The sequence below is a fragment of the Marinobacter salexigens genome (genome assembly GCF_002806945.1).
Lineage (GTDB): Bacteria > Pseudomonadota > Gammaproteobacteria > Pseudomonadales > Oleiphilaceae > Marinobacter > Marinobacter salexigens.
The window spans coordinates 696,139-721,358 of sequence record NZ_NIHC01000001.1; the positions used below are offsets into that span (position 1 = coordinate 696,139).

Below are 25,220 nucleotides of genomic sequence, written 5' to 3' on the forward strand. Positions count from 1 at the left end.
CATTGAAAAACACAGCTAAGTTATCCGATTGCAGGAAATACCGTTTCGCCCTCTGGCGAACCTGGGATGAATCGAAGCCCTATGTGATGTTTGTTGGGCTCAACCCATCCACTGCGGATGAGACGACGGACGATCCAACCCTGATTCGGTGCATGAACTATGCGAAATCCTGGGGATTTGGTGGAGTGTGCATGGCCAATATTTTTGCGTTTCGCGCCACTGCACCTAATGATATGAAGGCGGCTGCAGATCCGATAGGCTCCGAGAACAACGAGTGGCTTATCAAGCTGTCTGACGATGCGGGTTTGGTTGTGGCTGCATGGGGCAATGACGGTTCGTTTCTGGGTCGGTCTGAGCAGGTAAAAGAGCTTCTGCCGAACCTGCACTGTTTGAAGTTGAACAAGTCAGGTGAACCGGCGCACCCGCTGTACCAGAAAGCGGATAGAAAACCTGTGCCGATGGGTATTTAAAAAAAGCCGCGACTTTTATCGCTGTTCTCCAGGGAGATGTGATTTTGCGTTTGCGAATACTGTCGGATTTGCACGTTGAGAGTTTTAAAGAAGGCCGCGAACTGCCTGAGGTCGCCGCGGATGTGGTTATTCTTGCGGGCGACATTCACCGCACAACCGAAGGCCTGGCTTGGGCGGCGGAGCGATTTGGTGGACAGGAGATTATCTACGTTGCAGGCAACCATGAGTTCTATGGAACCAGCATGCCCAAGGCCCGTGAAGCACTGCGTGCCGAAGCGGAGCGGGTGGGGATTCACCTGCTTGATAACGATACGATTGATATTGACGGTGTGAGGTTTCACGGCACCACGCTATGGACAGATTTTGCTTTGTATGCTGGCCAACCTGACGATGATCCGGTGGGAACCCGCCAGCGCGCGCTGGCGTTCATGCCGGATTTTCGGATTATCCAGCAGCCAGTTGGAGAGATATTCACGGTTGATGAAAGCCAAAAGTTGCATGCAGAAGCCATTGCATGGCTGGAGGCGGAATTAAGCGAACCTGCCTCTGGGCCGCGAGTAGTGGTCAGCCACCATGCGCCGCTGCCCGAGTGCATTCCACCAAAATACCAAGGGGATATGTTGTCACCAGCCTTTGCGTCGGATTTGCGGGCGCTGATGGGGAAGATGGATTTGTGGGTTCACGGCCATGTTCATGAGCCTGTTGATCTTGAAGTTGAAGGCACCCGCGTTGTGGCTAACCCAGGCGCCTATCCAAAAGAATACGATCCACCACTGTTTGCTGCAGACAGAATCATTGAAGTGTGAGCCCGGGAAGGCTTTGATTTTTGCCATTTAACTATGCCCATAAACAAGTATGATGGATGCCTTAATTCAAAGTCGAGTGAATATCATGACAACAGATCTGAATAGCCGGCACGGTTTGAACCCTGCGCACAGCGAGTTGGTAGAGGCGTGCAATCTTGTTGAACCCTGTAAAGCCCTTGATATGGGCTGCTCCAATGGGCGTAACGCGTTATACCTGAGCCAGCTTGGTTTTGATGTAACCGCCGTGGATAACAACCCGGGTGCTATCAACATGCTGCAGCAAATTGTCAGCAAAGAGGGTATCACCAATGTTGAGGCGAAGGTGTACGACATCAATAATGCCGATCTTGGTGCCGATTATGGGTTGATTGCCTGCACTGTAACCTTGATGTTTCTCGATCCGGCCCGTGTGGGTGCTGTGATTGCTGACATGCAAGAACGCACTCTGCCCGGTGGCTATAACCTGATTGTTTGCGCCATGAATACCCCGGAATACCCTTGCCCCGTTCCCTTCCCGTTTACCCTCGAATCGGGGCAGCTGAGAATAGCTTACGAGGGCTGGGAGCTGGTTAAGTACAACGAGGAGTTGGGCACTATGCATAATGGCGCCCAGTTGCAGTTTGCTACGATGTTGGCTCGGAAACCTGGCTAGATGCAGTGGTCGCTAATCAGGAACAGCCCCTTAGGATATTTGTCGCTAGTAGGATCTCTGTCGAAGCATCCTTGTGTGCGACACTGTCGGGGCCGAATGGGTGTGTGTCCGGGCCAATAAATAGTTTCTGCGTAGCCTTGGGAAAATCGTTAAACTGGGGCGGTTTTTTTCACTGCTCGGGATTGTATGTCAGATTTTTCTCTAATCCAGTATGCCCTGGTCGCACTGATTTTTATCTGGAGCGGCTTCGTGCGCTCTGGCCTGGGCTTTGGGGGAGCGGTGCTGTCGCTGCCGTTCCTGTTGCTGGTGAAAGATGACCCGCTAATATTCCTGCCCATCATTGCGGTGCACCTGCTGTTTTTCTCATCTCTGACCATCTGGATGAACAATCGCAAAAGCCGAACCGGTAAAGCCGGTGATGGCAGCCAAAAGCTGACCGGGTTCGGGCCAGATGCAGCCTCCAAAGCACCCGAAGGCACGGTTGATTGGCCCTACCTCTGGCGGATGCTGGGCATCATGCTGGTACCCAAACTGATTGGCGTGTTCGGCCTGTTTACGCTGCCGCCACATGTGCTGAGCGCGATTATTTTTGTGATTGTGGCGGTCTACTCGGTGTCGTACATCATCAATCGACCTTTCCGCAGCAGAAGTAAAACCGTGGATGTGATCTTGCTCATGACAGGTGGGTACATCAGCGGTACCTCGCTGATCGGCGCGCCTCTGATAATTGCAGTTGCGTCCCAACACGTGGCACGGGAGAAACTGCGCGATACCCTGTTTGGTCTTTGGTTTATTCTGGTGCTGATCAAGCTGGCCGCGTTCATCTGGGTTGGGCTTGACCTGCAGTTGATCCACCACTTGTGGCTATTGCCCTGCGCTGCCATAGGGCATGTGATCGGGCTGCGTTTTCACGAACGCATTCTGAAAGCAGACACGCCGGTGTTTTTCCGCATGCTCGGGGGGGTGCTGTTGGTGGTTAGTGGTGTGGGTATGGTTAGCGCATTGCTTTAAACGCGCTATTCTATGGGCAGAATTCGATCTGTATTATGGCCAGTTTGATGGCAATGATCCGCTGTCGACTGACCGCGAGGGCCTGACGTTTATGCCGGATTTATCAAGGTCTGAGCTATAGGGTTGTGCAAGCCTTAGCAAAGCGAGCAGTAACAAGTCTGCTCGCTTCGGTTAGGCACTGGCTTGAAGTACATTGCCCGTTTTTTATGTTTGCGAGGTGAGCACTCCGATTACATGCAGGGTCTATGGCGCCCTTCATGAATCTTTACCCGGTCAATGGCGAAACCGTCAAACTGCCTCATGTAGGCAGCATCTCCCACCTTCTCAAAAACACTGCAACCGCCACGATGCCCGTAACCCACGTTGGTGCAGAATTCTCCATCTTTTACCTCCCAGGTTCCGAGATATCTCGTATAGCCAGAAGCTTGTTGAGCTCGCTTTTCCTGACCATAGATTTTTCCATCCTCTGAAAAGTACTCATAAAATGTGCGACGACATTCACCACCTTCCTGGTAATCTGCTTGCAAAGTATTGCCTACGAGCAACTTGGCAATCTGCTCTCCATCGAGAATCTCCTGGCTGAGAACAGCGCTGGAAGCAGAAAACAAGAACGCCAACACGGTGATAGCAAAAGTTTTTTTCATAATATTCCCTCAAGAGTGAATCCAAGATTCAGAGTATAGGATATCTGCCCTGCTTTTCCATTCATAATGCAGTGCCGTGAAAACTTGCTATGATGCTCAAGGCATCAATGCTGATCAGGCCATTGCCAGGGTGGTGCGTCCAATAACCCTTGGCCCACAACAACCGTTTCACCCAGTTCCTTGTTCAGGGCAATGGAATTGCAGTCACCATCCCTTTCCAGCGTTGCCACTAGCCGTGGTGCGTGGGAGACCACCCAAACCTGAGTCTCCCGCGAGGCACGGATAATCAGGCGCCCGAGTGCAGGAAGCAGATCCGGGTGCAGGCTGGTTTCCGGTTCGTTCAGCACCAACAGGGAAGGGGGCCGGGGTGTAAGCAAGGCAGCCACCAGCAGAAGGTAGCGCAGCGTTCCGTCAGAAAGTTCCGCCTGGTTCAATGGCCGCAAAAGCCCATCCTGAAGAAACTCCAGAACAAAACGATTCCCCGAGTCTGCAGAGAAGTTTATTGTTGCTCCGGGAAACGCATCCTCAATCGCGTGATACAACGCTTGGCGGTCACCTATCTCATGGATGGTTCGCAGAGCCGCAACCAGGCTATGGCCATCGTGATCAAGCACAGGGGTTCGTGTGCCTATCTGTGGCGTGCGAATGATGGAATGGGGATCGGTTCTGAACTGATCGTAGAAGCGCCAGTTGCGGATTGTTTGTCTCACCGCGTGTACTTCAGGCACGGCCACTGGGTCGCTGATTTCGTTGAGGATGCTTTCGTAAGAATTGAGGTGGGCGTTATACACCTCCCACTTTCGGCCGGAGCGCACTTTTACCACAGGCCCCACGCGGTCGATCAGGCAGCTGCTGGGCCGAAAAACATCCCCCACCCAGATGCATTCACGCTTTATTTCCGGGTCGAACTGAAACATGGAGGGGTCTTGGTAGCCGGCGAATCCCTGCGGTGCTGGCATGCCCAGTGAGATAGCGTAGCTGAATTCTTCACTCGCAAAACCCAGTCTCAGGCGTGAGTTGTGTTTTCGGGCGGAGCCTTGAACAGGCGCGGAACCTTCCCTCATGCCGCTGGTAAAGCTGTCTGGCCCGGCCCAGAAGGTGTAATCCAGCCCGCCTTCCTGTGCAATCGACGAAATCAGGTTTCCTTTCGCCGCTTCTGCGAGTAGGCGCAGTGATTTGTACAGGTTGGATTTGCCGCAACCGTTTGGGCCCGTCACCACGTTCAGGCCCGCCAAAGGTGCGGCAACATTCTTCAGACTGCGGTAGTTTGATACTGCGAATGCATTGATCATGCTCACGAGCCCAGCCCCTTTCGCCCCAACCTTTCCAGCGCCATTAACGTATCCGTGTATTTCACCAGCCGGTTCAAGTATTCCGGTGACAGCCTTTGCATTTCAGCCATGGCCAGGCTCACCAGGCGGTGAGCGTTCATGGGGCCAGCGTCTTCAGGTGCATTTTCAATGGCATGGCGGACACGGTCATGGAGGGCTTGCTCGCCACGGCCTGCCGATGCTCTGGCCATGGCTTTTAGCGGCTGACGGGAGCTGGTGGCGGAAGCGTTCTCGGGGGCGCTAGCGCCTTTTTCGGGCGTGCCAAATACCAGCTGTTCCAAGGCGGAGCGGGGCTGAGTTTGGGGTGCTGACGGGGTTTGATTCAGTCTGTCCAGCAGAGCTGAGAGCGGCGAAGGGCTGCGGGTCTCAATGGCTTGTGTTTGCTGTTGCGGTACTTCGAATCGTGTTTTGTAGTCTGCAACCGCCTGCTCCAGCTTCTGCCAGTGCCGGGTGTGCTGCAGGCCTTTCGTTTCCAAGCGCAGCGCCAGGGCTTCCAGGTAACGGAAGTGAGTCGGGTTCATCTGGTCGGCTCCGGCGTTTCGGAGATTTTCCAGTTGCGGGTGCAAGCTGGTGGCTTCAGCTAACGCATTCATTCGTTGTCAGCCTCCGCTTCAATGTTTGCAGGTGCTTGAGGCGCCAGAGGTACGGTACTGATCTCTACCCGCCGATTCTGAGCTCGGGATTCAGCATCAATATTGGGTACCGCGGGATGGTGTGGACCAAAGGCAGCGGCAAATACCCGGTCGTTGGGTAGCCCAAGTTCTATTAATGTTCGGGTGACGGTGAGCGCTCTCTGGGCAGACAGCCCCCAGTTGTCTTGGTACCGATTGCCGCTATGCATGGGTAGGTCATCTGTGAAGCCGCTGATCATCAACAGTTCCTGGTGTTGAGTCAGATAGGTTTGCAGCGGGGTGATGAGGGCTTCCAATACGTCCACACCGTCGGCTTGCAACTGATCTGAGTTCAGCTCAAACAGCACGTTGCCACTGATACCAATGCGGCCATTCTGAAAGGTCACCAGGCCTTTGGTGAGTGGATCTTCCAGTGCTTGCTCCAGGGCAATGCGCCGCTGCTCTTCCGCCTCCCGCTTGGCCTTTTCTTCTTCCAAAGATTGGCTCAGTTCCAGCTGAACGCCAATCACCCACACCAGGATCAGTACCAGAATACCCACCAGCGCTGCCATCAGGTCTGAGAATATCGCCCAGATGGGGGTGGACTGCTGTTCGCCGTCTTCCAGATATTCCATTAACTGGCTCCACTGGTCTCGGCGTGATTGGCGATCAGGGCCGAAGCCGCATCAATCACATCTTTCTGGGAGCTTACGGAGAGGTCGATGACTTCTCGGGCCTGGGCAACGTAATAGGCCAGTTGTTCGTCGTGGCGGGTGCCGGCTCCATCCAGTGCTTTCTGGATGTTAGTCAGGCTTTCCTGCAGCTGAGTGTTGGACGCGCTGAACATTTCCACTGCGGCAAGGAAGGATTCGCTGAGGGCGCCGACTTCCTGGCTGCTGCCGGTGATATCTTCGCCCAGTTTGCCGAGTTGCTGGCTTTGTTCCTGAATCAAAGTGTTGAAGCGTTCGCTGATGCCTGTGAGGGTCTCACCTGCGCCGCTGATAAGGGAATCCACGGCCTGGCGTTGGCTGTCTGCATTGCTGCGCTGGGATTCCAGGAGGCTGTCCAGTTCCTGAACCAGCCGCTGACGCTCTTCCAGTAACTGGTTTTCGCGCTCGCTGTTGCGTGTCATTTCGCTTTGCAGTTGCGAGATCACCTGTGCTGCGGCCTTTGGAGTTTCCGACGCGGTTTCTATCAAACGGGTCATGGGGGCTTCCAAGCCTACGCCCAATTCGGTCAGGTGTTTGGTGACTGTTGCTTCCAGCTGAGCCAGGCGCTCATTAGCTGCGTCGCCTCGGGCTGCTTCTTGCTCATGCAGTTGAGAAAGCTGCTCGCTGATGCGGGTGATGAGAGCATCCAGGCCTTGCTGCTGATGAGAGGCAAGCTTGGCGCTTTCTTCACGGAAGTGGGCTTGGTATTCCTGCAGGGTGCTTTGCAGATTGGTTGTCAGCTTTTCAGCGGTTTGCTGTTGCTGCTCTACACCAGACTGCCACTGTTGCGCGGTTTGCTCAGTTGCCTGCTGTACCTGTTCCAACAGTTGTTGCTGAGCCTGCTGGGAAGTTTCCTGCAGGGCTTTGTTGTGTTCAGCCGAGGCCTGTTGCTGAGCCAGAAGATTCTGCTGCCAGTTATCACCCGCCTCTTGGGTGGTTTTCTGGAAGCTTTCTGTGAGTTCAGCAAGCTGCTGCTTGGTGGTGGCAGACCAGTCTTCATGCAGTTTACCAGCGCTGGACTGCAGGCTTGCCATGGCTTCGGTAACGATCGGCTCTATGCGTTCAGCGGTCAGGCGGCTGCTCGATTCCAGAGCTTTCTCAAGAGAATCAGCCACAGACGTGGCTAAGGTCTGGTAGTGGCCGCCAACGGTGGTGTGGAACTCTTGCTGGTTTCGGGTAAGGGACTCTTCCAGCTGCTTGCCTAATTGCTCCATGCGGGCGGTCATGGATTCCATGGCGGTGGCCATTCGGGGCAGGGCATCCGCCTGGGTTTCCAGTGCTTTGAACGCCTGTTGGCGCTGATGATCAGCCGACAGGTGATGTAATCGTTGGCGCAGGGTTTTATCCAGCTGGCGGGACACCTGCAACAATTCTCGGCGGCTGAGGGTGGAGGCCAGCCCCAGCATGGCAGAAGCTGCCACACCGGCAATAGACGTGCCGAAGGCCAAGCTTAATCCGGCAATAGGGGCAGCCAAAGCACTGCGAATCACACTGAGTTCGGTGCTGCCATCCAGGGCAGATGCCGCGCCGCTCAAGGTCACAATCATGCCGGCAAAGGTGCCCAGCAAGCCAAGCATAACCAATAGCCCAACTAGGTAGGGTGTGAATTGTGGGCTTGGCAGTGCAGCAAAGTGCCCATCAATGCGCCTCTGTACTGAAAATTGCACCTGCTCCGGCAGGCCAGAGAGCCAGCTTGTCACTTGTTCGTGGCTTTCCGGTGTGGTGCTGAGTTTATGCTGTAGTTTCCGGGTTGTGCCCCGGAACCCCAGCAACTCAACAAAGCCCAGCGTATAGACCGCAGCAATGATCACCGTGACGGACAGTGCCAGCAGGTCAGAGCCTAAAAAGCGCTGGCCAATCCAGGCCGTTACCGTCAGCCCTATGGCAAAAGCGAGAAAGAAGAAAAGTCTGCTCATGGAGAATCCATTACCTCGTTGTGGCAGGCCTCAAGTAATCCCAGTACCGGCTCCAGCCGAACATCCAGTTCAGCGAGCAAAAGATTCTGCGCTTCTTCGCAGTAACGGTGGAGCCAGTCATCCGGCGCAATGCCGGTTTCATGGGAGAGTTCAGAGGTTGTCTGTTCTGCGGAAGAAAGCGCGTGGAATCGCTGCTCCAGCACTTTGGAAATATGGGAGAAACACTGGCTGGTGTACCCGGCCATCGCGTGGTCGAAGGTTGCATCCAGCTCTGCCAGCCTGGCCAGATTCTGGCTGTGATCCTTCATCGCTTTTCGGGTTTTGTCCCGAAGCTGCCGGCTGGCGGCGGTCACTCTGCGTTGCAGGGTGAGCCAAGTGTTCAGCCAGGGCTCAACATCCACTTCGTTGGCAGGCTCAATATCATCGCCGTACTGTTTGATTTTGCGTATCAACGCTGTGCGAGTGGTGGCCAGTTCCTGAATGATTCGTTCAAACGTTGACCCCTGATCCATGCCCGGATGGCGGGCCCGGAAGGCAATCGCGGAATCCAGCACCAGGGTGTCTGAAAGCCCAAACAGTCGTCCCAGCCGTTCGCCGCAACAGGGCAGCGGGCCGTCCGCAAGCGGCGCCCCGGATTGAGCAAGCAGCTGCAGCAGCCTGGGCGGTGTAACCCCGGCAGAATGTGAGGGTGTTTGAGTCATCAAATAATCGCGTACAGATTGGGATATCTGAGTGAATTTTGAGCTTTCAGGGGCGACTATTCTAAAGGGAAAGGTGGGGGAATGATAATGGCTGAGTTGCCGAAAAGAACGCGCCTGAACCGCTAGGGTTCAGGCGCGAATGCACTTGGCCTGGTGATTATTACTTGGCCAGCAAAGCCTCTAATTCATCGGCGCCGCCAATTAGCTTGCCATCGATAAAGACTTGCGGAGTAGTGCCTCGGCCGGTTACAGCCTGCAGGGTGCTGTATGACAAGCCACCACTGCCCAGAGCAATCTCTTCATACTTGAAACCTTTATCCTGCAGCAGCACTTTGGCGCGGGTGCAATGAGGGCATCCGGTTTTTGTGAAGAGGCTTACCCGTGCCGGCAGGGTTGCATCTGGCTTGATGTAATTGAGCATGGTGTCGGCATCGGACACTTCAAACGGGTCACCAGGCTTGTCTGGCTCAATGAACATCTTCTCGATAGTGCCATCCTTTACCAGCATGGAATAGCGCCAGCTGCGGTCGCCAAACCCTATGTCGCTCTTGCTGACCAGCATGCCCATTTCACGGGAGAAGTCGCCGTTACCGTCAGGCAGAAACTCGATGTTGTCAGCGTGCTGATCTTCAGCCCAAGCCTGCATCACGAAAGGATCGTTCACCGATAAGCAGATCACCCGATCTACGCCCAACTCTTTGAATACCGGTGCTAGCTCGTTGTAGCGCGGCAAGTGAGTGCTTGAACAGGTTGGTGTAAACGCGCCTGGTAAAGCGAATACAATGACTGTTTGGCCGTTGAATAGTTCGTCGCTGGTTACTGTTTTCCATTCGTTGTCATGACGAATAGGAAACGAAACCTGAGGGACTTTCTTGCCTTCTGATGAACTTAACATTTTAAATTCCCTGAAGTTGGTGGGTTCTGTGCAACAATGAAACTGTATCCTAATCAACAGCCTCTGGACACAGGAGATTCTCTGGAAGACCTACGGAACGGATCTCGTAAACCCCGACCCGGGTTTCTGGAATGAAGAGAATAAATGGGGTTCGCCACTGAATTATGTTCGGCTACTCCCTGTAACAGGAGCTGGGAGGGCGGAGCACTGTCAATGAATCAAAAAGGGCTGAGCGCCTCAGGGAACGACGCCACGTGGTTTATAGTATTTCCTCAATCGGGTAGACATACTGCAGGTACAGATAGAAGAACAACAGCGAGATCACCAGGATGATCACACCCAGTACCGGTGAACTGACCTTGATGCCTGAGGTCGAGGCTTCCAGCGTGGAGACGCCCCGATTCCCTTCCTTGTCGGTCGTTTTCAGGTCTGCCCGGAACTGCAGCCATGAAAAATAGATGCCGGCACCAACCAGGACGATCACAACGACAAAGATGATCCTGGATGACAACAATTGCCACTCAAATACTCGCTTACGGTGGTCGTATCCTTCCGTGCGGTAGTCGTAGTAGGCCTTGAGGGCGGCCTGCATGGCAGCGCGCCCTTCGGCGTCCAATAACTCGCCAGAGATCACCGCCGGGGCCTGCAGTGGTTCGAAGCTGTTCTGATTGTCTTCCGCTTCGAGGGCGGCCTCCATAGCATCAATCCGTGACGTATCGGCCGGTTCGGGGCTGTTTTCACGGTCCTCGCCCCAGGTAATCGACAGGGGACCTAACAACAAGCCACTTACGATTAATGCATGCCAAAGTCGCACTATTCATCGCCCTCCAGGGCGGTCAGGAACTGGATACTGCGTAGGCGCCAGTTGATACGCTGGTAATAGTCTTTGTCGGCTTCGGTTTGCTGGAAGGCTGCGAATTCAGCGTCGGTCAGGATGTTTCTGAGGATGGCCAGCAGGTCGCTGGAAAGGAAGCTTCCCCAGTCGTTCAATGCCTCGGGCAGCTCCGGCAGATCGGCGCCCTGAACCTGGAGGGCTATGGGAGACATTACGGTGCCATCCGGACTGACGTATGCAACCAGACCGTCCGGCCTCAGGTGCCGTTGTGAACCATCCGGCCATTTCAGGACAATAGACCCGTCTTCAAGAATGGTTCGTGTTGCGTCGGATGTGTCGACCGGCGTCTCCGGCGTGACAGGAGGCGGGCCAAGGTTGCCCCGCTCCGGCCCGATGATGCCTAGCTCCAGGTCTCGGTGTTCGGGCAGGAGTACCTCAAACCTAGGCAGGGTTGGAATCAGTCTGGGGGACAGATTGATTGAAAGGCTTTGGCAATGAGTATTGTTGTCTTCACTTTCTTCCCGGATTTTATCTCCCGGGTCTATACGGGCGCAGAGCTGATAGCGGCCGGGTGGAATGTCTGTTGGCAGTATTGCGGAGCTGACATAGTGTGCGCGTTGCCGCGGAGGCAAATCATCGGTATTGCTGACGCGCCCACCCTTGAGCAGCACGCCATCGAAGTAGTGTTCATCGTAACGGGCATAGCCAGTGGGCATGGAGTTGCGGGTGATAAAAATGTCGATCATATAGCCGTTGCTGGACGATCGAGTCCCTTGGGCTATGCGATCACCGCGGTTTATGACATTCAAGGTAAGGGAAGCGCTGATGTCTTCGCCGGCGTTTGCGTTGCCCGGCGCTTCAAGCCCGATCATCAGGTCTGCCCGCGCCCAGGTCAGTGCAGGCAGAACGGAAAAACCGACAATCATCGTTAGGTATACGCACCAGGGCGGCCGATCCTGGATAGCCGTTCGCGGCGGGCATCGAGTACGCGTCATCCGGCATCTCCCTGCATGGGGGCAAAGTAAGACTGCCTGTACACTCAGCTTAGTAACAAAACAGAAGGAGTGCCATCAGGCGTTCATTAAACCGGGTGTTGCACTTAGAGTTGGAAACCGCCCTGGCAGGCTGCCAACGTGTTGTCATTCAGCCGGCAGGCGACCATAGGTTTTGCAGCGGGCCAAGTAATGAGGAGCCAACCCCTTGGTCTCCCAGGAACCCCATAATAATCGGTACAAATTGCTGGATCATGGCGCTGTCCATACCCAGCATTGAGAAGGCTGACTGCACCTCGCTCATGGACGAAATATTGGAAAGCAGGCTTTCGCTCAGACTGCTGTCTCCTCCCAATAGGCTGGAGAGGCCAGAGGCTTTGCTGGTCAAAGAGCTCATAGTGCCGGCTCCAAGCTCGTTTTTTGCCAACTGCAATAAAGCACCGGTACCACCAACTGCCTGAGTTTCGGTGATTCCAAGCTGATTCTGAAGTGAGCCGACCAGTTGTTGAGCTTCGCCAGTGACTTCCGTTGCTGAAGATAGGGCTTGTGTCCCGTTTGATAAGGCATCATTCAAGCTGAAAGCGCTGGCGGTCGGTGCCAGTAAATAGATGCTTGAAACAAAAAGGAACTGTTTGAGAATGGCGTTCATGGTCACGTCCTGCGAGGTGTTTTCTGGAAATTGCAGCATTATATATTGGGGGTTTGAGGCAAAATAAAAGTGCAGAGTACGAAAAAGCCTCGAATCTGATACTTCGGGTTTTTTTGTTGTTGGAAACTGAGCTTGTGCTCAGCTTTGACTGAAAATGATATATTCTGAAGTTATAGGGCCCAGAGAAAGTGGTAATTTGTGGTCGGGCATTGCTACCACCAAGGATCACCCGGGAGGTTCAGGATGAGCGACAGATTGTTTGGCGAGGATGTGCTGTTTTTTCAGCGTCTGCTCAAATCGGAAGGCTTTTATCAGGGTGCCCTGGATGGATTGTGGGGCCGAATGTCGGAGGCGGCCTCTACTGCCTTCGATTCCGAATACGAAAAGCTCAGGGGCGAACTTGGCACCTTTGACCGACGCACGGAACAGAACATTTCTTCGTTGTCTATCCGGGCTCAGCGGGAGGCTCGTCAGTTTATGACCCGGGCATTGAGCCGAGGTGTAAATGTAAAAATTATTTCCGGAACCCGCACGTACCACGAGCAGAATCAGCTCTTTCGCCAAGGGCGTTACGGCAATCCTGGCCCGGTCGTGACGCGAGCGCGGGGAGGGCAGAGCAATCACAACTTTGGCATTGCCTGGGATATTGGCATTTTCAGAGAGGACGGCTCTTATTCAACGAAGGAGAGTGATTACGACGCGGTTGCTGAATACGCCGTTGGACCTCTGGTGTGGGGTGGCAATTGGCGCTCGTTCAAGGATTCGCCGCACTATCAGTTGGCAACGGCTTACACCCAGATTGCCTGGGTGCGAGCACGCTTTGAGCAGGGTGAGGCCTATGTAGCTTGAAGGCCAAGGGAGCTTGTTAACATGTCGGGAGTGAGGTTACTTGCCCTGACTTGGCTGTACTCAGGCGAAATCATATTCCCCGCCCTTTTCAAAAGCGTGATGTTTAAGAAATCCGAAATCCCGGGCCAGTACTCAATTTCCTGACCAACCGGCGAAAATCGGAGCATATACGATCAATAACAGCACGCTGATCAACCCTAGCAAGTAGGGAATGATTGCGCGGGTGATGCGCTCCAGAGGCAGTTGTGTGATTGAGGAAGCCACATAGAGGTTGATTGCCACCGGCGGGGTGACCATGCCGATCGCCAATCCCACAACGATGACGATGCCGAAATGAATCGGGTCAATTCCCAGCTGAAGTACCAGAGGCAGCAAAACGGGTGTCAGGATGATCAAAGCGCTGGCGGTTTCGATGAACACGCCGGTCAGCAAAATTATTCCGACCACCAGCAGCATGATGATGTAGGGGTTGGTAGACATGGACAGCACGGCTTGAGCAATGGCACCAGGAACCTGCCAGCTTGAGAGTGTCCAGCTCAGCACCGCCGAGGTGGCGATTACCAACATGATCACTGAGGTTGTAATGGCTGAGCGAATAAGGATGCGATACACATCTCTCAGCTTGAGATCGCGATAGATGAACAGTGAGACCAGCAGTGCATAGTTGACTGCTATCACCGCTGCTTCGCTGGGTGTGAAGATGCCTGAGAATATGCCGCCCAGAATGATTACCGGCGTCATCAACCCCCAACTCGCGCTTTTCAGCGTACGGTATATGGTGCGCAGCGAGAGTGGTGTGCCTTTGGGGTACTGGCGCTTGTAGGCCTGGGTAATCGCAATCGCCATCAACCCCAGCCCCATGGCCAGCCCCGGCAAAAAGCCGTTCAGGAACAGCTCGGTTACGGATTGCTGGGCAATCACTGCGTAGATAATCATGGGCACGGAAGGAGGGATCACCACCCCGAGGGTGCCGCTTGCGGCAATCAGGCTGGCGGCGGATGCCGGGTCATAACCTTTCTTGCGCAATTCCGGCACCAGGCTTGAACCTACTGCCGCGGTAGTTGCAGCACCGGAGCCTGAGATCGCGGCAAAGAACATCCCTGCCATCACCGATACCAACGACAAGCCTCCGCGCAGAAAGCCGAAGAGCGAGTCTGCGAAGTTGACCAGTCTCTCGCTCACCTTGCCCTGGGCCATCAGATCGCCGGCCAGAATGAACATGGGAATGGCCACCAAGGCAAACGAATTGATGCCCTGAAACATCTGCTGGGTGACGACCATCAACGGCACCCCGGCCTGGCTCAGTGCGACCATGGTGCTGGCACCGATCGCCAGGGCAATAGGTACGCCGAGCAGCATGAACCCGAAAAACAGCCCGAACAGAAGCAGCGTCATGGAGCAGAATCCTCAACGCGTTCGCCGTCCACTGCCAGCTCTACCAAATCCACCAGGGCATACCAGCACATTATGGCCGCGCTAAGCGGAATCACGGCGTAAACGTAGGTCATGGAAAGACGCAAAGAGGCGGATTTCTGAAAGCTTTGAACTTGCATGTAGCGATAGCCAATCACCACGAGCGCCACCAGAAAGGCTAGCACCGCCAGCGTAGCGACAATGCGTGCGGCTTGTCGCAGACGCACGGGTAGTGCGTCTACGGCAAAGGTTACGGCGATGTGCCGGCCACGCTGAAACGCCAGAGTGCTTGCCAAAAAGGTGATCCAAACCAGCAGAAAGCGGCTGACTTCTTCTGTCCAGCCGACCGCGCTGAAGAGTACCCGGGAGACAATCTGCAGAGTAATCACTCCAATCAGCGCCGCCATGGCAGCAAAGACCACGGGCTGGAGGATTGCATCCAGCCCGCGCTCAACTCGCTTCAGTGGCTTTAGCAGCAATTGATTTGCTGTTGTCACTTACTTGAGCGCCTCCTGAATGCGTGGCAGGTAATCACCGAACTGCTTGCCGTACTTTTCATACACCGGTGCCACCGCCGCCTGAAAGGCTGAGATATCCGGGTTGTCGTTGACCTGCATGCCGGCTTCGCGCAACTCGGCCAGCTGCCTGGATGCCATTTCGGCGTTTACCTCGCGCTCATGCTCGGCGGCTTCCTGGGCAGCTTGGGCCAGCACATCCTGAGCCGCTTCCGGAAGCTTGGTCCAGGCGGGCATGCCCATAACAAAGATTGCCGGGGCATAGGTATGCCGCGATAGTGTCATATAGTTCTGGGTTTCGTTGAGCTTGAAGGAGTGAACCACGTTAACCGGATTTTCCTGGCCATCAATGGTGCCTTGCTGCATGGCCGTTAAGGCTTCCGTCCAAGCCATTGGAATAGCATTGGCGCCCAACGCACGGAAGGTGTCCACATACACCGGGTTTTCCATCACGCGAATGCGCAGACCGTCCATGTCTTCTGGCGTGTTGACCGGGCGCTCGCTGTTGGTCAGGTTGCGAAAGCCACGCTCGGCATAGGCCAGGCCTTTCAGGTTAACCCCAGAGAGTTTATCGAGCAGTTCCTGGCCGATGGGTCCATCGAGCACGTCGTAAGCTGCTTGCGGTGAAGGGAACAAAAACGGCAGCTCGAAAACCGCCATTTCTTCAACAAAGTTGGCTACCGGGCCGTTGGTGATTACGCCCATATCGACTGTGCCGATCTGCATACCTTCCAGCAGGGTGCGTTCGTCACCCAACGAAGCGTTAGGGTAAAGCTCTATGCTAACTGCGCCCTCTGTTCTTTCTGAAACCAGGTCCTGAAATTTTACAGCGGCAATATGGAAGCCATCCTGTTCGTTGACCACGTGCGCAAGGCGCAGGGTGACAGGGTCCATGTCGCTAAAGTCAGAAGCAAAAGCTGTGCTGGCCAAAGCCAGCGAAATGCTGAGCGTCAGCGTATTCAAAGTGAGTTTTTTCATTGTAATTTTCCTTGACGAAACAGGCGGTAACGCATCCGAAAAGTGTACCCCCGTTTAAAATGAGGAGTGAACTTCGAGCTTAGTTGATTTCAAACAGAAAATCGATTGAACAGAGGGTTGTCCTGGAACAGCTCGCCGGGCGAAAACTCAGGCAATTGTCCCGACTACCGGTGAGCAACTTGAGGGCCTCTAAGACAATATAACAAGATGGTTTGGCAGTTCATCTTTCTGGTGAGTGGCGGGCAATTCGGCTTCCAGGTGCTTCCCGCAATCTTCAATGCAGGAAATAAAGCCCTTCAGTGTTTCGCCCTGTTTCACGTGTTTGGTGAATGCCGCAATGATATCTTCCCAGGCGTCATTACCTATTTTGTCTGATATACCCCGGTCTACCAGAATCTCGACGTAGCGCTCGGCTTCAGAGACGAAAATCAGCATGCCCGTAGCGCCTGCGGTGTGGTGCAGGTTCTGTTCCAGAAACTGTCGCCGTGCCAGGTTTGAAGCACGCCAATAGCCTACGGACCGGGGAATCAGCCGCCTGTTGATGCCAGGTGTCCGGAACACCAGACTGAGCACAACGAACATTCCCCATTGGCTCAGGAGTAAGACGTCTGCCGATAGCCAGTCGGTAAAGTAATTGATGATGCCGGGCACCAAAAGCGTAATGACCCCGGCCCAGAGCAGAGGGATATAGGCGTAATTGTCGGCTTGGGCGGTTAACACCGTTACCAATTCTGCGTCGGTTTCCCGCTCAACCGCAGTGATAGCGGCCGCAACTTGTTCTTGTTCCTGCTTGCTTAGTAATGTCATGGGGTATCACTGTTTAATGAGTTGATGGCTGTCTTTCCGGTGAATCCTTGTTCGCTACCAGCCGCCAGATGCTCCTCCGCCGCCGAAGCCTCCGCCCCCGCCGCCAAAGCCACCACCGAAGCCGCCGCCACGCCCTCCCATGCTGGAACCTAACAGTGCGCCACCTAGAAGCGCTGCACCGGTGCGCCCGCCTCGGCCGCGGCCACCACCAATGAAGAAAATGATGGCCATAATGATAATGAAGAACAAGATTACCAACTTGGGGTTGGGCTTTTCCTGGGTGCCGCTGCCTGTCCTTTCCGGCACAGCCAGGGGTTTGCCACCCAGAACCTGCACCATGGCGGCAGCACCATTGGCAATGCCCTGTTCAAACTGGCCCTGCTTGAAATCGGGGGCAATTATCCGGTTGATAATGGTGGCCGAAGCTGCATCGGTAAGACGTCCCTCCAGACCATAGCCCACTTCTATCCGGATCCGGCGTTCCTGCTTGGCAACGATCAGCAGAGCGCCATTATCTTCACCTTGCTGGCCTATGCCCCAGTGGCGGCCTAGCTGATAGCCAAAGTCCTCTATGCCATAACCCTGAAGATCCGGCACCGTGACCACCACAACCTGTTCTGTGGTGCTCTGTTCATGGGCCTCAAGCATTTGGGCTATTCGGCTTTCGGTGGCTGTGCTGAGCATATCTGCGTTATCCACCACCCGGCTGGTTAACTCCGGAAACTCCGGCGTAGATTGCGCCAGAGCCGCTGATGCCGGCAGTACCATCAGGGCAAGTATGAGCGCAACGGGGTGAATAAAGGCGTACCGCAAGGAGTGCCGTGAAGAAAATTGCATTTAAAACGTCACCTTGGGTGCTTCGTCTGCGTTTTCAGCCGTGGCCTCGAAGTTCTCACGCAGCTCCATATCGCTATACAGAATGCTGTGCCAGATTTTACCGGGGAAGGTGCGAATCTCCGTGTTGTATCGCTCTACCGATTGAATGAAATCACGCCGGGCCACAGCGATGCGGTTTTCCGTGCCTTCAAGCTGAGATTGCAGGGCAAGGAAGTTCTGGTTCGACTTCAAGTCCGGATAACGTTCGGAAACCGCCATCAATCGGCTCAATGCGCTGCTGAGCTCACCCTGAGCCTGTTGAAACTGCTGGAGCTTCTGAGGATTGTTCAGAATGCTCTCATCAACCTGAATGGAGGTTGCCTTGGAGCGCGCCTCAATAACTGCCGTGAGCGTTTCCTTTTCCTGAGCCGCAAAGCCTTTCACGGTTTCCACCAGGTTAGGCACCAAGTCTGCCCGGCGCTGATACTGGTTTTCAACCTGCGACCAGGCGGATTTAACCTTTTCGTCGTAGGTGGGAATGTTGTTGATGCCACAACCGGTCAGCAGAAATGCCAGCATGAGCAGCGCCGCCAGTTGCCGCATCGAGCGCAGAGTTGTGAAGGTTGGCAGTGTTTGCATAATGTCGTGATTCCCTGAAAGTTAACAAGGCTCTTGAACCAAGAGTTGTGATGCGGGAAAGGGTCTCATATTCAGGCAATTCAGGACAGCCTGGCAGGGTTCTATAGCAGCACCTATCTGACAGCCTGTATCATCATTTTTACTGTGTTGGCGCTGGTGATTTTGTGTATTGCCTGTCGCTCATGTTCGTTCCTGGCCTGCCGGCACCATGTTTTCAAAAAGGTGTAGATGTAAATGAGTGATTCCAAGCAAAAAATTGCGTTGTTCATAGATGCGGATAATGCGCCCGCCAGTAAGTTTGAAGATGTTCTCAGTGAAGTTGCCAAGTATGGGGTCGTAACCATAAGAAAGGCATACGGAAACTGGAAGAAAGCTTCCCTGAAGGCTTGGGAGGATCATCTGCATGAGTATGCCATTCAACCGATACAGCAATATGATCTCTCCAAAGGGAAAAACGCCTCTGATATCGCACTGGTGATTGACGCGATGGATGTGATGTATACGAAGGACATAGATGTAATGTGCTTCGTATCGTCTGACTGTGATTTCACGCCGATGGTCACTCGCGCCTTGGCTGAGGGCAAGGTGGTTTTAGGGTTCGGCGAGCGAAAAACACCGTCGCCATTTGTGAACGCTTGTTCCAAGTTTCTGTTTCTGGACGAAGAGCCCAATAATAATGAAACAGCCCAGACTAAAACCAAAAACATAAAGTCTGACACCAAATTGATCAATTTACTGCGCCAAGCCATAGAGGCCACGGAAGAAGACAATGGATGGGCTGCTCTGGGGCCTGTTGGTGCGCATATATCCAACAAGACGTCATTCGATACCAGAAATTACGGCTATAAGAACTTGAGCAGTCTGATCAAGGCAATCGATCTCTTTGAGCTGAAGCGTGGGCCAGGTAATTCCTATTTGGTAAAAGATGTCCGAAGGAAAAAGTCAACATAGCAAAACTCTCTGGAACTTCGGTTTATAGAATGCTTGAGTGGTTTCAGCTAAAAAACCGGAGCGCAGGCAGTGCTGGAGTCGCCATCAGTGCTGGTTATAATGGCATTTTCAAACCATCGCAGAGAACCCTATGCCAATCGAAAAGAATCAAGTCGTCTTGTTCCACTACAGCGTCAGTGATGAACAAGGCAATGTTGTCGAAAGCTCCCATGGCGGCAAGCCAAACGCATACCTGCATGGCCACGGCGGCGTTATCCGAGGTCTGGAAGAAGCTATGGAAGGTCGCGAGGCTGGCGAGACTTTTAGCGTTACCATCACTCCTGAAAAAGCTTACGGACCGCGCAAGGCCGATGCCGTTCAGCGCGTACCAATCAAACATTTGGTTGGCGCAAAACGCTGGAAGCGGGGCATGGTCGCCCAGGTGCAAACCGAGCAGGGCCCTCGTCATGTGGTTGTTGTCAAGGTCGGCCTCAAGTTTGCCGATGTCGACACTAATCACCCGATGGCGGGTAAAACCCTCACATTTGATATCGAAATCATCGAGGTACGCGATGCCGATGCGGATGAAGTTGCTCATGGGCACGCTCATGGGCCGGGCGGGCATCATTGAGGGTTCGCCAAGGGGTGCCTCTAATGTTGCATGTGATTGGCTTTCAGGAGTGAAACCGTGCGCAGACTTTTCTTCGGACTGGATATTCCCGCTGAAATTAAATCGCGCCTGTTGAAGGTAAGGGCAGAGGTGGCCGGTGCCAGGTGGCAAAGTGATGAGCAACTGCACCTTACGTTGCTGTTCCTTGGCAACCTGGAAGAAGAGCGTGTGCTGGCAGTTCGCGAGGCGGCCCGCTGTGTTCCTTTGATTGCTTTCGAACTGAATATTGCGGGGCTGGGGTGCTTTGGCGGGCCTCGTGCCCCCCGGAATCTTTGGGCAGGCGTCCAGTCGCAGGCGTCGATTGCCCTGCTCCACAGTTCAATCAAGCGCCAAATGGATCAGCTCGGAATAGCTACGGAGGACCGGGTATTTCACCCCCACATAACTCTCTGCAGGTTCAAGCGTCCGACCGGTTCAGTTGAGAGCCTGCTGGAGGGCGGAAAGGAAATGGATTTCGGGTCGTTTCAAGTGAATCAGTTTGTGCTTTTTGAGAGCGAGAAGGACTCTGGTGGCTCGGTCTATAATAGGATTGAGTGCTTCCCCCCATAGGCTTTTGGTGCGCTGTGCCATGTTGCGGGGGTGATATACGATTGTTTTTTGACACCTCAATATCACTAGGCTAGTTTCAAGGTTCTACAAAACAGGCAACAAGGTCATGGACGATTCACATCGGTCACAGCTGGATGCAGAAAGAGAAAAGAACAGGCTGTTATCTGACATTGTGAACGCAATACCTGAGCCTATATTGGCCAAAGACTGGGATGGCAACTTTGTTTTTGCAAACAATTACGTTGCTAAACTGTACGGCACCACACCAGAAGAAATGATTGGGAGAGAGGACTCTTTCTTCACTGGCAATAAGGAGCAGGGCCGGTTTTTCAAAAAGAATGTCCAGGGCATCATGCGGCGCTTCAAACCTGAAACGGTTTATGAAGACTCCACTGATAGCAACACAGGCGAAATCCGCCATTTCCAGTCTCTGAAGATCCCTTTTAGAAACAGCAGCGGCGAGCTGAACATTGCAGTCATTGCTCAGGACATCAGCGAAATAACCGAATTAAAGAATCTGGCTGAGTTTAACGCCAAGCGGTTAGAGCATGTGCTGGCTGTATCCCGGGAAGGAATGTGGGATTGGAATACGAAAACCAATGAGGTGCTGTTCAGCAAAGGCTGGGAGAAAATTACCGGGGTTCAGCGCACTAAAGGGTCGTTTTCATACTTTATGGCTCGCGTGGTGGAGGATGACAAACAGCGCGTAGCCGACGCTCTTCAGGCGTTGCTAGAGAAAAACATCCCCTATGACATTGAGTTTCGGTTCAAACGCCCGGACGGCAGGGTGATATGGCTCTGGGACCGCGGAAGCATTATAGAGTGCGATGAAGAAGGCAAACCGCTACTGCTGGCCGGAATTATTCAGGATGTTACTCAGCAAAAAAAAGATCAAGCCGAAATAGAAACGCTGGCGTTTTATGACTCCCTCACCAAGCTTCCAAATCGCGCCTTATTGAGTGACAGGTTGGGCTTGGCACTTGATCGCTGCAAGCGTTCCGGAAAATGCGGCGCAGTCTTTTTTATAGACCTGGATAACTTCAAGAATCTGAATGACACCTATGGACACCATGCGGGTGATGATTTGCTTGTGGTATTGGGGGCTCGACTCAGCTCGCTGGTGCGTGGGGATGATACGGTTGCCAGGTTTGGTGGTGATGAGTTTGTTGTCGTTTTGAATGATCTGGATTCTGACCCGCAAAAAGCGGCCGTTAAAGCAAAACTGGTTGCTCAAAACATCCGTGCGGCAATTGGGAAGGAAGTAATAATAAAACTGAATAATAATCGTCCACCGATTGAGTATGCCGTAACAGCAAGTGTTGGAATTACCATTTTTGAGCCTGATTTGAAGGTGGCCTCTGAATTGTTGCAGCTGGCTGACCTGGCGCTGTATCAGGCGAAGAGTAAAGGCCGGGATGATTTCGCAGTATTTGATCCAGTCATACAAGAAGAGATTGACAGGGCCACGAGCTTAGAGAGAGAGTTTCGGCATGCATTGGCTCAAGATGAGTTTGTTCTGCACTACCAACCTCAATATGATGAGCAACAAAACCTGGTAGCTGCAGAGGCACTTATCCGCTGGGCTCACCCTGAGCGTGGGTTACTCAGCCCTGATGAGTTTATAGCGGTAGTAGAAGCGTCAGACCTTATTTTACCCATGGGTGATTGGGTACTGGCCGAAGCCTGCAGGCAGCTAAAAGAATGGCAATCCGATTCGCGATACCAGCACTTAAGCTTATCCATTAATACCAGTGCCAAGCAGGTTTGGTCTGGAGATTTTGTCTCGAATGTAAAAGCAATTGTTTTGGAATCTGGTATTGATCGCTCCAAACTGAAGCTGGAAATCACAGAAACGATTTTGTTGGGTGACACCAAAGAAATAATCGAAAAGCTCAATAAGTTGGTAGACTTCGGATTGTCGTTTTCTCTGGATGATTTTGGTACGGGTTATTCATCGCTCAGTTATTTGAAGCATCTGCCCATTAATGAGCTCAAGGTTGACCACTCCTTTACTCGCGACCTGCTGGATGACGAGATGGATTTGGTGATGGTTAAATCCATCATCGATTTGGGCAAGAACTTTGGCATTAATGTTGTGGCTGAAGGGGTGGAACACGCGTCTCACCTGGACGTTCTTAAAGGGCTCGGTTGTGATCTGTACCAAGGGTATTATTTCAGTCGCCCCGTTCCGATCTCGGAATTTGTTGCGCTTGTTGATGGTTTAGTTAAGGTAAGTGAATAAGTGTCGATTATTACGATCGACTTTTCCGCTATATCGACAGGCATTGCCGCCTACCTGCTTCTTCCAAGTCTTGTTTTATTGGCCATCTGGACTGTGAACATCACATTGTGCTTCGTACTTCTCGTTTTCGTATTGCACTAATCTTGCTGTTTTCTTGCTGCCACTGCCTCTGTCGTACCATTATTTAGGTATTATGCGGACCTTGTTGCGGTTTTTGCCGCTTAAATGAGTGGATTCGTGAAGGAGTCTATGAACATGAGCAATGTTTCCCCCGCCTTGCAGGATATCGTCGCCCCCGATGGGGTTTGTTTCGGTTGCGGAAGTGTCCACCCCGAAGGCCTGCAGCTGAAAAGTTATTGGCATGAGGACGGTGTTCACGTGGTGTGTGCCCATACACCGGATCCGAAATTCAACGGTTGGCCGGAGCTCGTTTACGGCGGTTTTCTGGCCATGCTGGTGGACTGTCATTCCAACTGGACTGCTATGGCCTATCACTATCGTGCAGAGGGTCGTGAGCCGGGCAGTCTGCCACGCGTTGATTGCGTTACCGGCAAGCTCAATCTTACCTTTATCAAACCGACGCCGATGGGTGTGAAGCTGACCCTAAAAGCCAGAGTAGAAGGCGAAGTAGGCCGTAAGAGCCGAGTAATCTGCGAGATCTGGGCCGGTGACGTTCTTACGGTGACTGCGGATTCGATCTTTGTTCGGGTAGATGCTGAACAGGTGCAATCCCAGGCACACGGTCGCGCATAGAGAAATAGGGGCAGTTCAAAATGAATGCTCCTTTCAAGCTGCGGCCCTATCAGCAGGAAGCCGTTGATGCCACCTTGAGGCATTTTCGGAAGTCTGATGAGTCTGCCGTTATTGTGCTGCCAACCGGTGCGGGTAAAAGCCTGGTTATCGCCGAGTTGGCTTGCCTTGCCCGGCGCAAGATTCTGGTGCTGGCCCACGTCAAAGAGCTGGTGGAGCAGAATCACGCCAAATACCAGAGTTATGGTTTAACGGGCGGTATCTACTCTGCAGGGCTCAATCGCAAGGAAAACCTGCACCAGGTCACTTTTGCCAGTGTGCAGTCTGTATCGGCCAATCTGGAGCAGTTCAGGGATGAGTACTCGTTGGTCATCATCGATGAGTGCCATCGGGTTAGCGATGATGACAGCAGCCAGTATCAAACAATCGTTGATCTACTCCGGCAACGGAATGCCTCCCTCAAAGTACTCGGGCTGACCGCCACACCCTACCGGTTGGCCATGGGCTGGATCTATCGCTATCACTACCGGGGCTTTGTTCGTAGTGAACAGGATAAGCCCTTTGTGCATTGCATCTACGAACTGCCGTTGAGCTATATGATTAACCGTGGATTTCTCACCAAGCCCAAGTTGGTCGATGCTGCGGTAACGCAATACGATTTCTCCGCGCTACCCCGGAACCGCTTTGGTGAATACACCGAAAATGACGTTAATCAGCTGTTGAGCAAACATCAGCGTGTAACCCGCGCCATTATCGAGCAAGTGATGGACTTAGCGGTTGAGCGTAAGGCGGTGATGATCTTTGCGGCAACGGTGGAGCATGCTAAGGAAATCACTGGTTATCTGCCCGAACATCAAACGGCTTTGATTACCGGCGCTACCGATCAAAACGAACGGGATTCGCTGATTCAGCGCTTCAAGCAGCAGCAGTTAAAGTACTTGGTGAATGTATCTGTTCTCACCACTGGCTTTGATGCGCCCCATGTGGACTTTATCGCCATTCTCCGCCCTACCCAGTCGGTGAGTTTGTATCAGCAGATCGTAGGTCGTGGTCTTCGCTTGGACGAGGGTAAGCAGGATTGCCTGGTGATTGATTATGCCGGCAATAATGTGAATCTCCATCATCCGGAAGTGGGGGAGAGGAAACCAAACCCCGATAGCGAACCGGTGCAGGTATTCTGCCCGGACTGCGGGTTTGCCAATGTGTTCTGGGGTAAAACAGACAGCGACGGCCAAGTGATCGAGCACTATGGCCGCCGTTGTCAGGGGCTGCTGGAGCCTGCTGAAGAGGGTGAGTCTGGAGCGCCGAGCGAGCGCCCTGAACAGTGCGATTACCGTTTTCGTTTCAAAGAGTGCCCACACTGCAATGCCGAGAATGATATCGCCGCCCGAAATTGCCACCAGTGTAAAAAAGCCATTATCGATCCGGATGATCAGCTAAGAGATGCCCTGAAGCTGAAAGATGCCATGGTGATCCGCTGTGCAGGAATTACATTGAGCGCCCAGGGCAGCAAACTGAAAATTACCTATCACAGCGAAGACGGGGAAGAACTCAGCGAGTCGTTTGATTTCAGCAAACCGGCTCAACGTAACGTTTTCAACAAACTGTTTGGAAGGCGTTTCGCGAATAGCCAAGCTCCGCGCGAGTTTGGCAGGATTGATGAAGTGCTTGAGGTGCAGGCTTTGATGCCTGCACCGGATTTTGTGATTGCCCGTAAACAGAAGCACTACTGGCAGGTGCAGGAACGGATATTTGATTATCAGGGTGGCTATCGCAAGGCGTATTGAGGTCAGAGCCTGCCTGCCAGTTCAATCTGAGGCATGTTTATCGTAGGCTCTA

General features: G+C 53.3%; 27 protein-coding genes. 11 read left to right on the top strand and 16 right to left on the bottom strand.

The window, feature by feature from the left end:
* Nucleotides 1–2 precede the first annotated feature (2 nt).
* The 4 genes from CDH47_RS03215 (at nt 3) to CDH47_RS03230 (ending at nt 2,939) form a co-directional block, all read left to right on the top strand.
* Nucleotides 3–470 (top strand): DUF1643 domain-containing protein, encoded by a 468-nt coding sequence (locus CDH47_RS03215; RefSeq protein WP_100638366.1) that lies wholly within the window; start codon nt 3–5, stop codon nt 468–470.
* A gap of 44 nt (nt 471–514) precedes the next feature.
* Entirely contained in the window at nt 515–1,276 is a 762-nt protein-coding gene (locus tag CDH47_RS03220; protein WP_100638367.1) for a metallophosphoesterase family protein, read from the top strand.
* Nucleotides 1,277–1,361: 85 nt separating this feature from the next.
* Nucleotides 1,362–1,928, top strand: coding sequence for a tellurite resistance methyltransferase TehB (gene tehB / locus CDH47_RS03225; RefSeq protein ID WP_100638368.1), 567 nt, complete (start codon nt 1,362–1,364; stop codon nt 1,926–1,928).
* A 186-nt stretch (nt 1,929–2,114) separates the two neighbouring features.
* Nucleotides 2,115–2,939, top strand: coding sequence for a TSUP family transporter (locus tag CDH47_RS03230; RefSeq protein ID WP_100638369.1), 825 nt, complete (start codon nt 2,115–2,117; stop codon nt 2,937–2,939).
* A gap of 230 nt (nt 2,940–3,169) precedes the next feature.
* On the opposite strand, the gene CDH47_RS03235 is transcribed toward CDH47_RS03230, so the two are convergent.
* The 10 genes from CDH47_RS03235 to CDH47_RS03280 form a co-directional block, all read right to left on the bottom strand.
* The gene (locus CDH47_RS03235) at nt 3,170–3,583 is read right to left on the bottom strand and encodes a hypothetical protein (protein ID WP_100638370.1); all 414 of its coding nucleotides are present in this window, start codon (nt 3,581–3,583) and stop codon (nt 3,170–3,172) included.
* 104 nt (nt 3,584–3,687) lie between these two features.
* Entirely contained in the window at nt 3,688–4,875 is a 1,188-nt protein-coding gene (locus CDH47_RS03240) for an AAA family ATPase (RefSeq protein ID WP_100638371.1), read from the bottom strand.
* A gap of 2 nt (nt 4,876–4,877) precedes the next feature.
* Nucleotides 4,878–5,507: a DUF2894 domain-containing protein gene (locus CDH47_RS03245; RefSeq protein ID WP_100638372.1), complete on the bottom strand. Its 630-nt coding sequence runs from the start codon at nt 5,505–5,507 to the stop codon at nt 4,878–4,880.
* The gene (locus CDH47_RS03250) at nt 5,504–6,160 is read right to left on the bottom strand and encodes an OmpA family protein (RefSeq protein WP_100638373.1); all 657 of its coding nucleotides are present in this window, start codon (nt 6,158–6,160) and stop codon (nt 5,504–5,506) included. Before CDH47_RS03250 ends, CDH47_RS03245 begins: the two co-directional genes overlap by 4 nt.
* Nucleotides 6,160–8,151: a DUF802 domain-containing protein gene (locus CDH47_RS03255; protein ID WP_100638374.1), complete on the bottom strand. Its 1,992-nt coding sequence runs from the start codon at nt 8,149–8,151 to the stop codon at nt 6,160–6,162. The genes CDH47_RS03250 and CDH47_RS03255 overlap by 1 nt, the downstream gene beginning before the upstream one ends.
* On the bottom strand, nt 8,148–8,852 hold the full coding sequence (locus CDH47_RS03260; RefSeq protein WP_100638375.1) for a DUF3348 family protein: 705 nt from the start codon (nt 8,850–8,852) through the stop codon (nt 8,148–8,150). Before CDH47_RS03260 ends, CDH47_RS03255 begins: the two co-directional genes overlap by 4 nt.
* Nucleotides 8,853–9,012: 160 nt before the next feature.
* Entirely contained in the window at nt 9,013–9,747 is a 735-nt protein-coding gene (locus CDH47_RS03265; protein WP_100638376.1) for a glutathione peroxidase, read from the bottom strand.
* A gap of 259 nt (nt 9,748–10,006) precedes the next feature.
* On the bottom strand, nt 10,007–10,561 hold the full coding sequence (locus CDH47_RS03270; RefSeq protein WP_100638377.1) for a hypothetical protein: 555 nt from the start codon (nt 10,559–10,561) through the stop codon (nt 10,007–10,009).
* Complete coding sequence (locus CDH47_RS03275; protein WP_153045456.1) at nt 10,561–11,577, bottom strand: hypothetical protein; 1,017 nt, start codon at nt 11,575–11,577, stop codon at nt 10,561–10,563. The genes CDH47_RS03270 and CDH47_RS03275 overlap by 1 nt, the downstream gene beginning before the upstream one ends.
* 148 nt (nt 11,578–11,725) lie before the next feature.
* Nucleotides 11,726–12,223 (bottom strand): DUF2780 domain-containing protein, encoded by a 498-nt coding sequence (locus tag CDH47_RS03280; RefSeq protein WP_100638379.1) that lies wholly within the window; start codon nt 12,221–12,223, stop codon nt 11,726–11,728.
* A 243-nt stretch (nt 12,224–12,466) separates the two neighbouring features.
* On the opposite strand from CDH47_RS03280, the gene CDH47_RS03285 reads away from it, so the two are divergent.
* Nucleotides 12,467–13,072, top strand: coding sequence for a M15 family metallopeptidase (locus CDH47_RS03285; RefSeq protein WP_100638380.1), 606 nt, complete (start codon nt 12,467–12,469; stop codon nt 13,070–13,072).
* A gap of 132 nt (nt 13,073–13,204) precedes the next feature.
* Here CDH47_RS03285 and CDH47_RS03290 read toward each other — a convergent pair whose 3' ends face one another.
* From CDH47_RS03290 to CDH47_RS03315, 6 genes are all read right to left on the bottom strand, one after another.
* Nucleotides 13,205–14,467 carry a TRAP transporter large permease gene (locus CDH47_RS03290; RefSeq protein ID WP_100638381.1) on the bottom strand — a complete coding sequence of 421 codons (1,263 nt, stop codon included), beginning with the start codon at nt 14,465–14,467 and terminating at the stop codon, nt 13,205–13,207.
* Nucleotides 14,464–14,982, bottom strand: coding sequence for a TRAP transporter small permease (locus tag CDH47_RS03295; protein ID WP_100638382.1), 519 nt, complete (start codon nt 14,980–14,982; stop codon nt 14,464–14,466). The genes CDH47_RS03290 and CDH47_RS03295 overlap by 4 nt, the downstream gene beginning before the upstream one ends.
* Nucleotides 14,983–15,978 (bottom strand): TRAP transporter substrate-binding protein, encoded by a 996-nt coding sequence (locus CDH47_RS03300; RefSeq protein WP_100638383.1) that lies wholly within the window; start codon nt 15,976–15,978, stop codon nt 14,983–14,985.
* Between the two features lie 189 nt (nt 15,979–16,167).
* The gene (locus CDH47_RS03305; protein ID WP_100638384.1) at nt 16,168–16,785 is read right to left on the bottom strand and encodes a TPM domain-containing protein; all 618 of its coding nucleotides are present in this window, start codon (nt 16,783–16,785) and stop codon (nt 16,168–16,170) included.
* Nucleotides 16,786–16,839: 54 nt separating this feature from the next.
* Entirely contained in the window at nt 16,840–17,622 is a 783-nt protein-coding gene (locus CDH47_RS03310) for a TPM domain-containing protein (protein WP_205077492.1), read from the bottom strand.
* Complete coding sequence (locus tag CDH47_RS03315) at nt 17,623–18,204, bottom strand: LemA family protein (RefSeq protein ID WP_420843658.1); 582 nt, start codon at nt 18,202–18,204, stop codon at nt 17,623–17,625.
* 270 nt (nt 18,205–18,474) lie between these two features.
* Between CDH47_RS03315 and CDH47_RS03320 the strand changes: the two genes are divergently transcribed.
* The 6 genes from CDH47_RS03320 (at nt 18,475) to radD (ending at nt 25,168) form a co-directional block, all read left to right on the top strand.
* The gene (locus CDH47_RS03320; RefSeq protein WP_100638386.1) at nt 18,475–19,191 is read left to right on the top strand and encodes an NYN domain-containing protein; all 717 of its coding nucleotides are present in this window, start codon (nt 18,475–18,477) and stop codon (nt 19,189–19,191) included.
* 130 nt (nt 19,192–19,321) lie between these two features.
* Entirely contained in the window at nt 19,322–19,801 is a 480-nt protein-coding gene (locus CDH47_RS03325) for an FKBP-type peptidyl-prolyl cis-trans isomerase (RefSeq protein WP_100638387.1), read from the top strand.
* A gap of 57 nt (nt 19,802–19,858) precedes the next feature.
* The gene (thpR, locus tag CDH47_RS03330; RefSeq protein WP_100638388.1) at nt 19,859–20,389 is read left to right on the top strand and encodes an RNA 2',3'-cyclic phosphodiesterase; all 531 of its coding nucleotides are present in this window, start codon (nt 19,859–19,861) and stop codon (nt 20,387–20,389) included.
* 106 nt (nt 20,390–20,495) lie between these two features.
* Nucleotides 20,496–22,631 (top strand): EAL domain-containing protein, encoded by a 2,136-nt coding sequence (locus tag CDH47_RS03335; RefSeq protein WP_100638389.1) that lies wholly within the window; start codon nt 20,496–20,498, stop codon nt 22,629–22,631.
* Nucleotides 22,632–22,886: 255 nt separating this feature from the next.
* The gene (locus tag CDH47_RS03340; protein ID WP_100638390.1) at nt 22,887–23,384 is read left to right on the top strand and encodes a PaaI family thioesterase; all 498 of its coding nucleotides are present in this window, start codon (nt 22,887–22,889) and stop codon (nt 23,382–23,384) included.
* A 20-nt stretch (nt 23,385–23,404) separates the two neighbouring features.
* The gene (gene radD, locus CDH47_RS03345) at nt 23,405–25,168 is read left to right on the top strand and encodes a DNA repair helicase RadD (RefSeq protein WP_100638391.1); all 1,764 of its coding nucleotides are present in this window, start codon (nt 23,405–23,407) and stop codon (nt 25,166–25,168) included.
* Nucleotides 25,169–25,220: the final 52 nt, after the last annotated feature.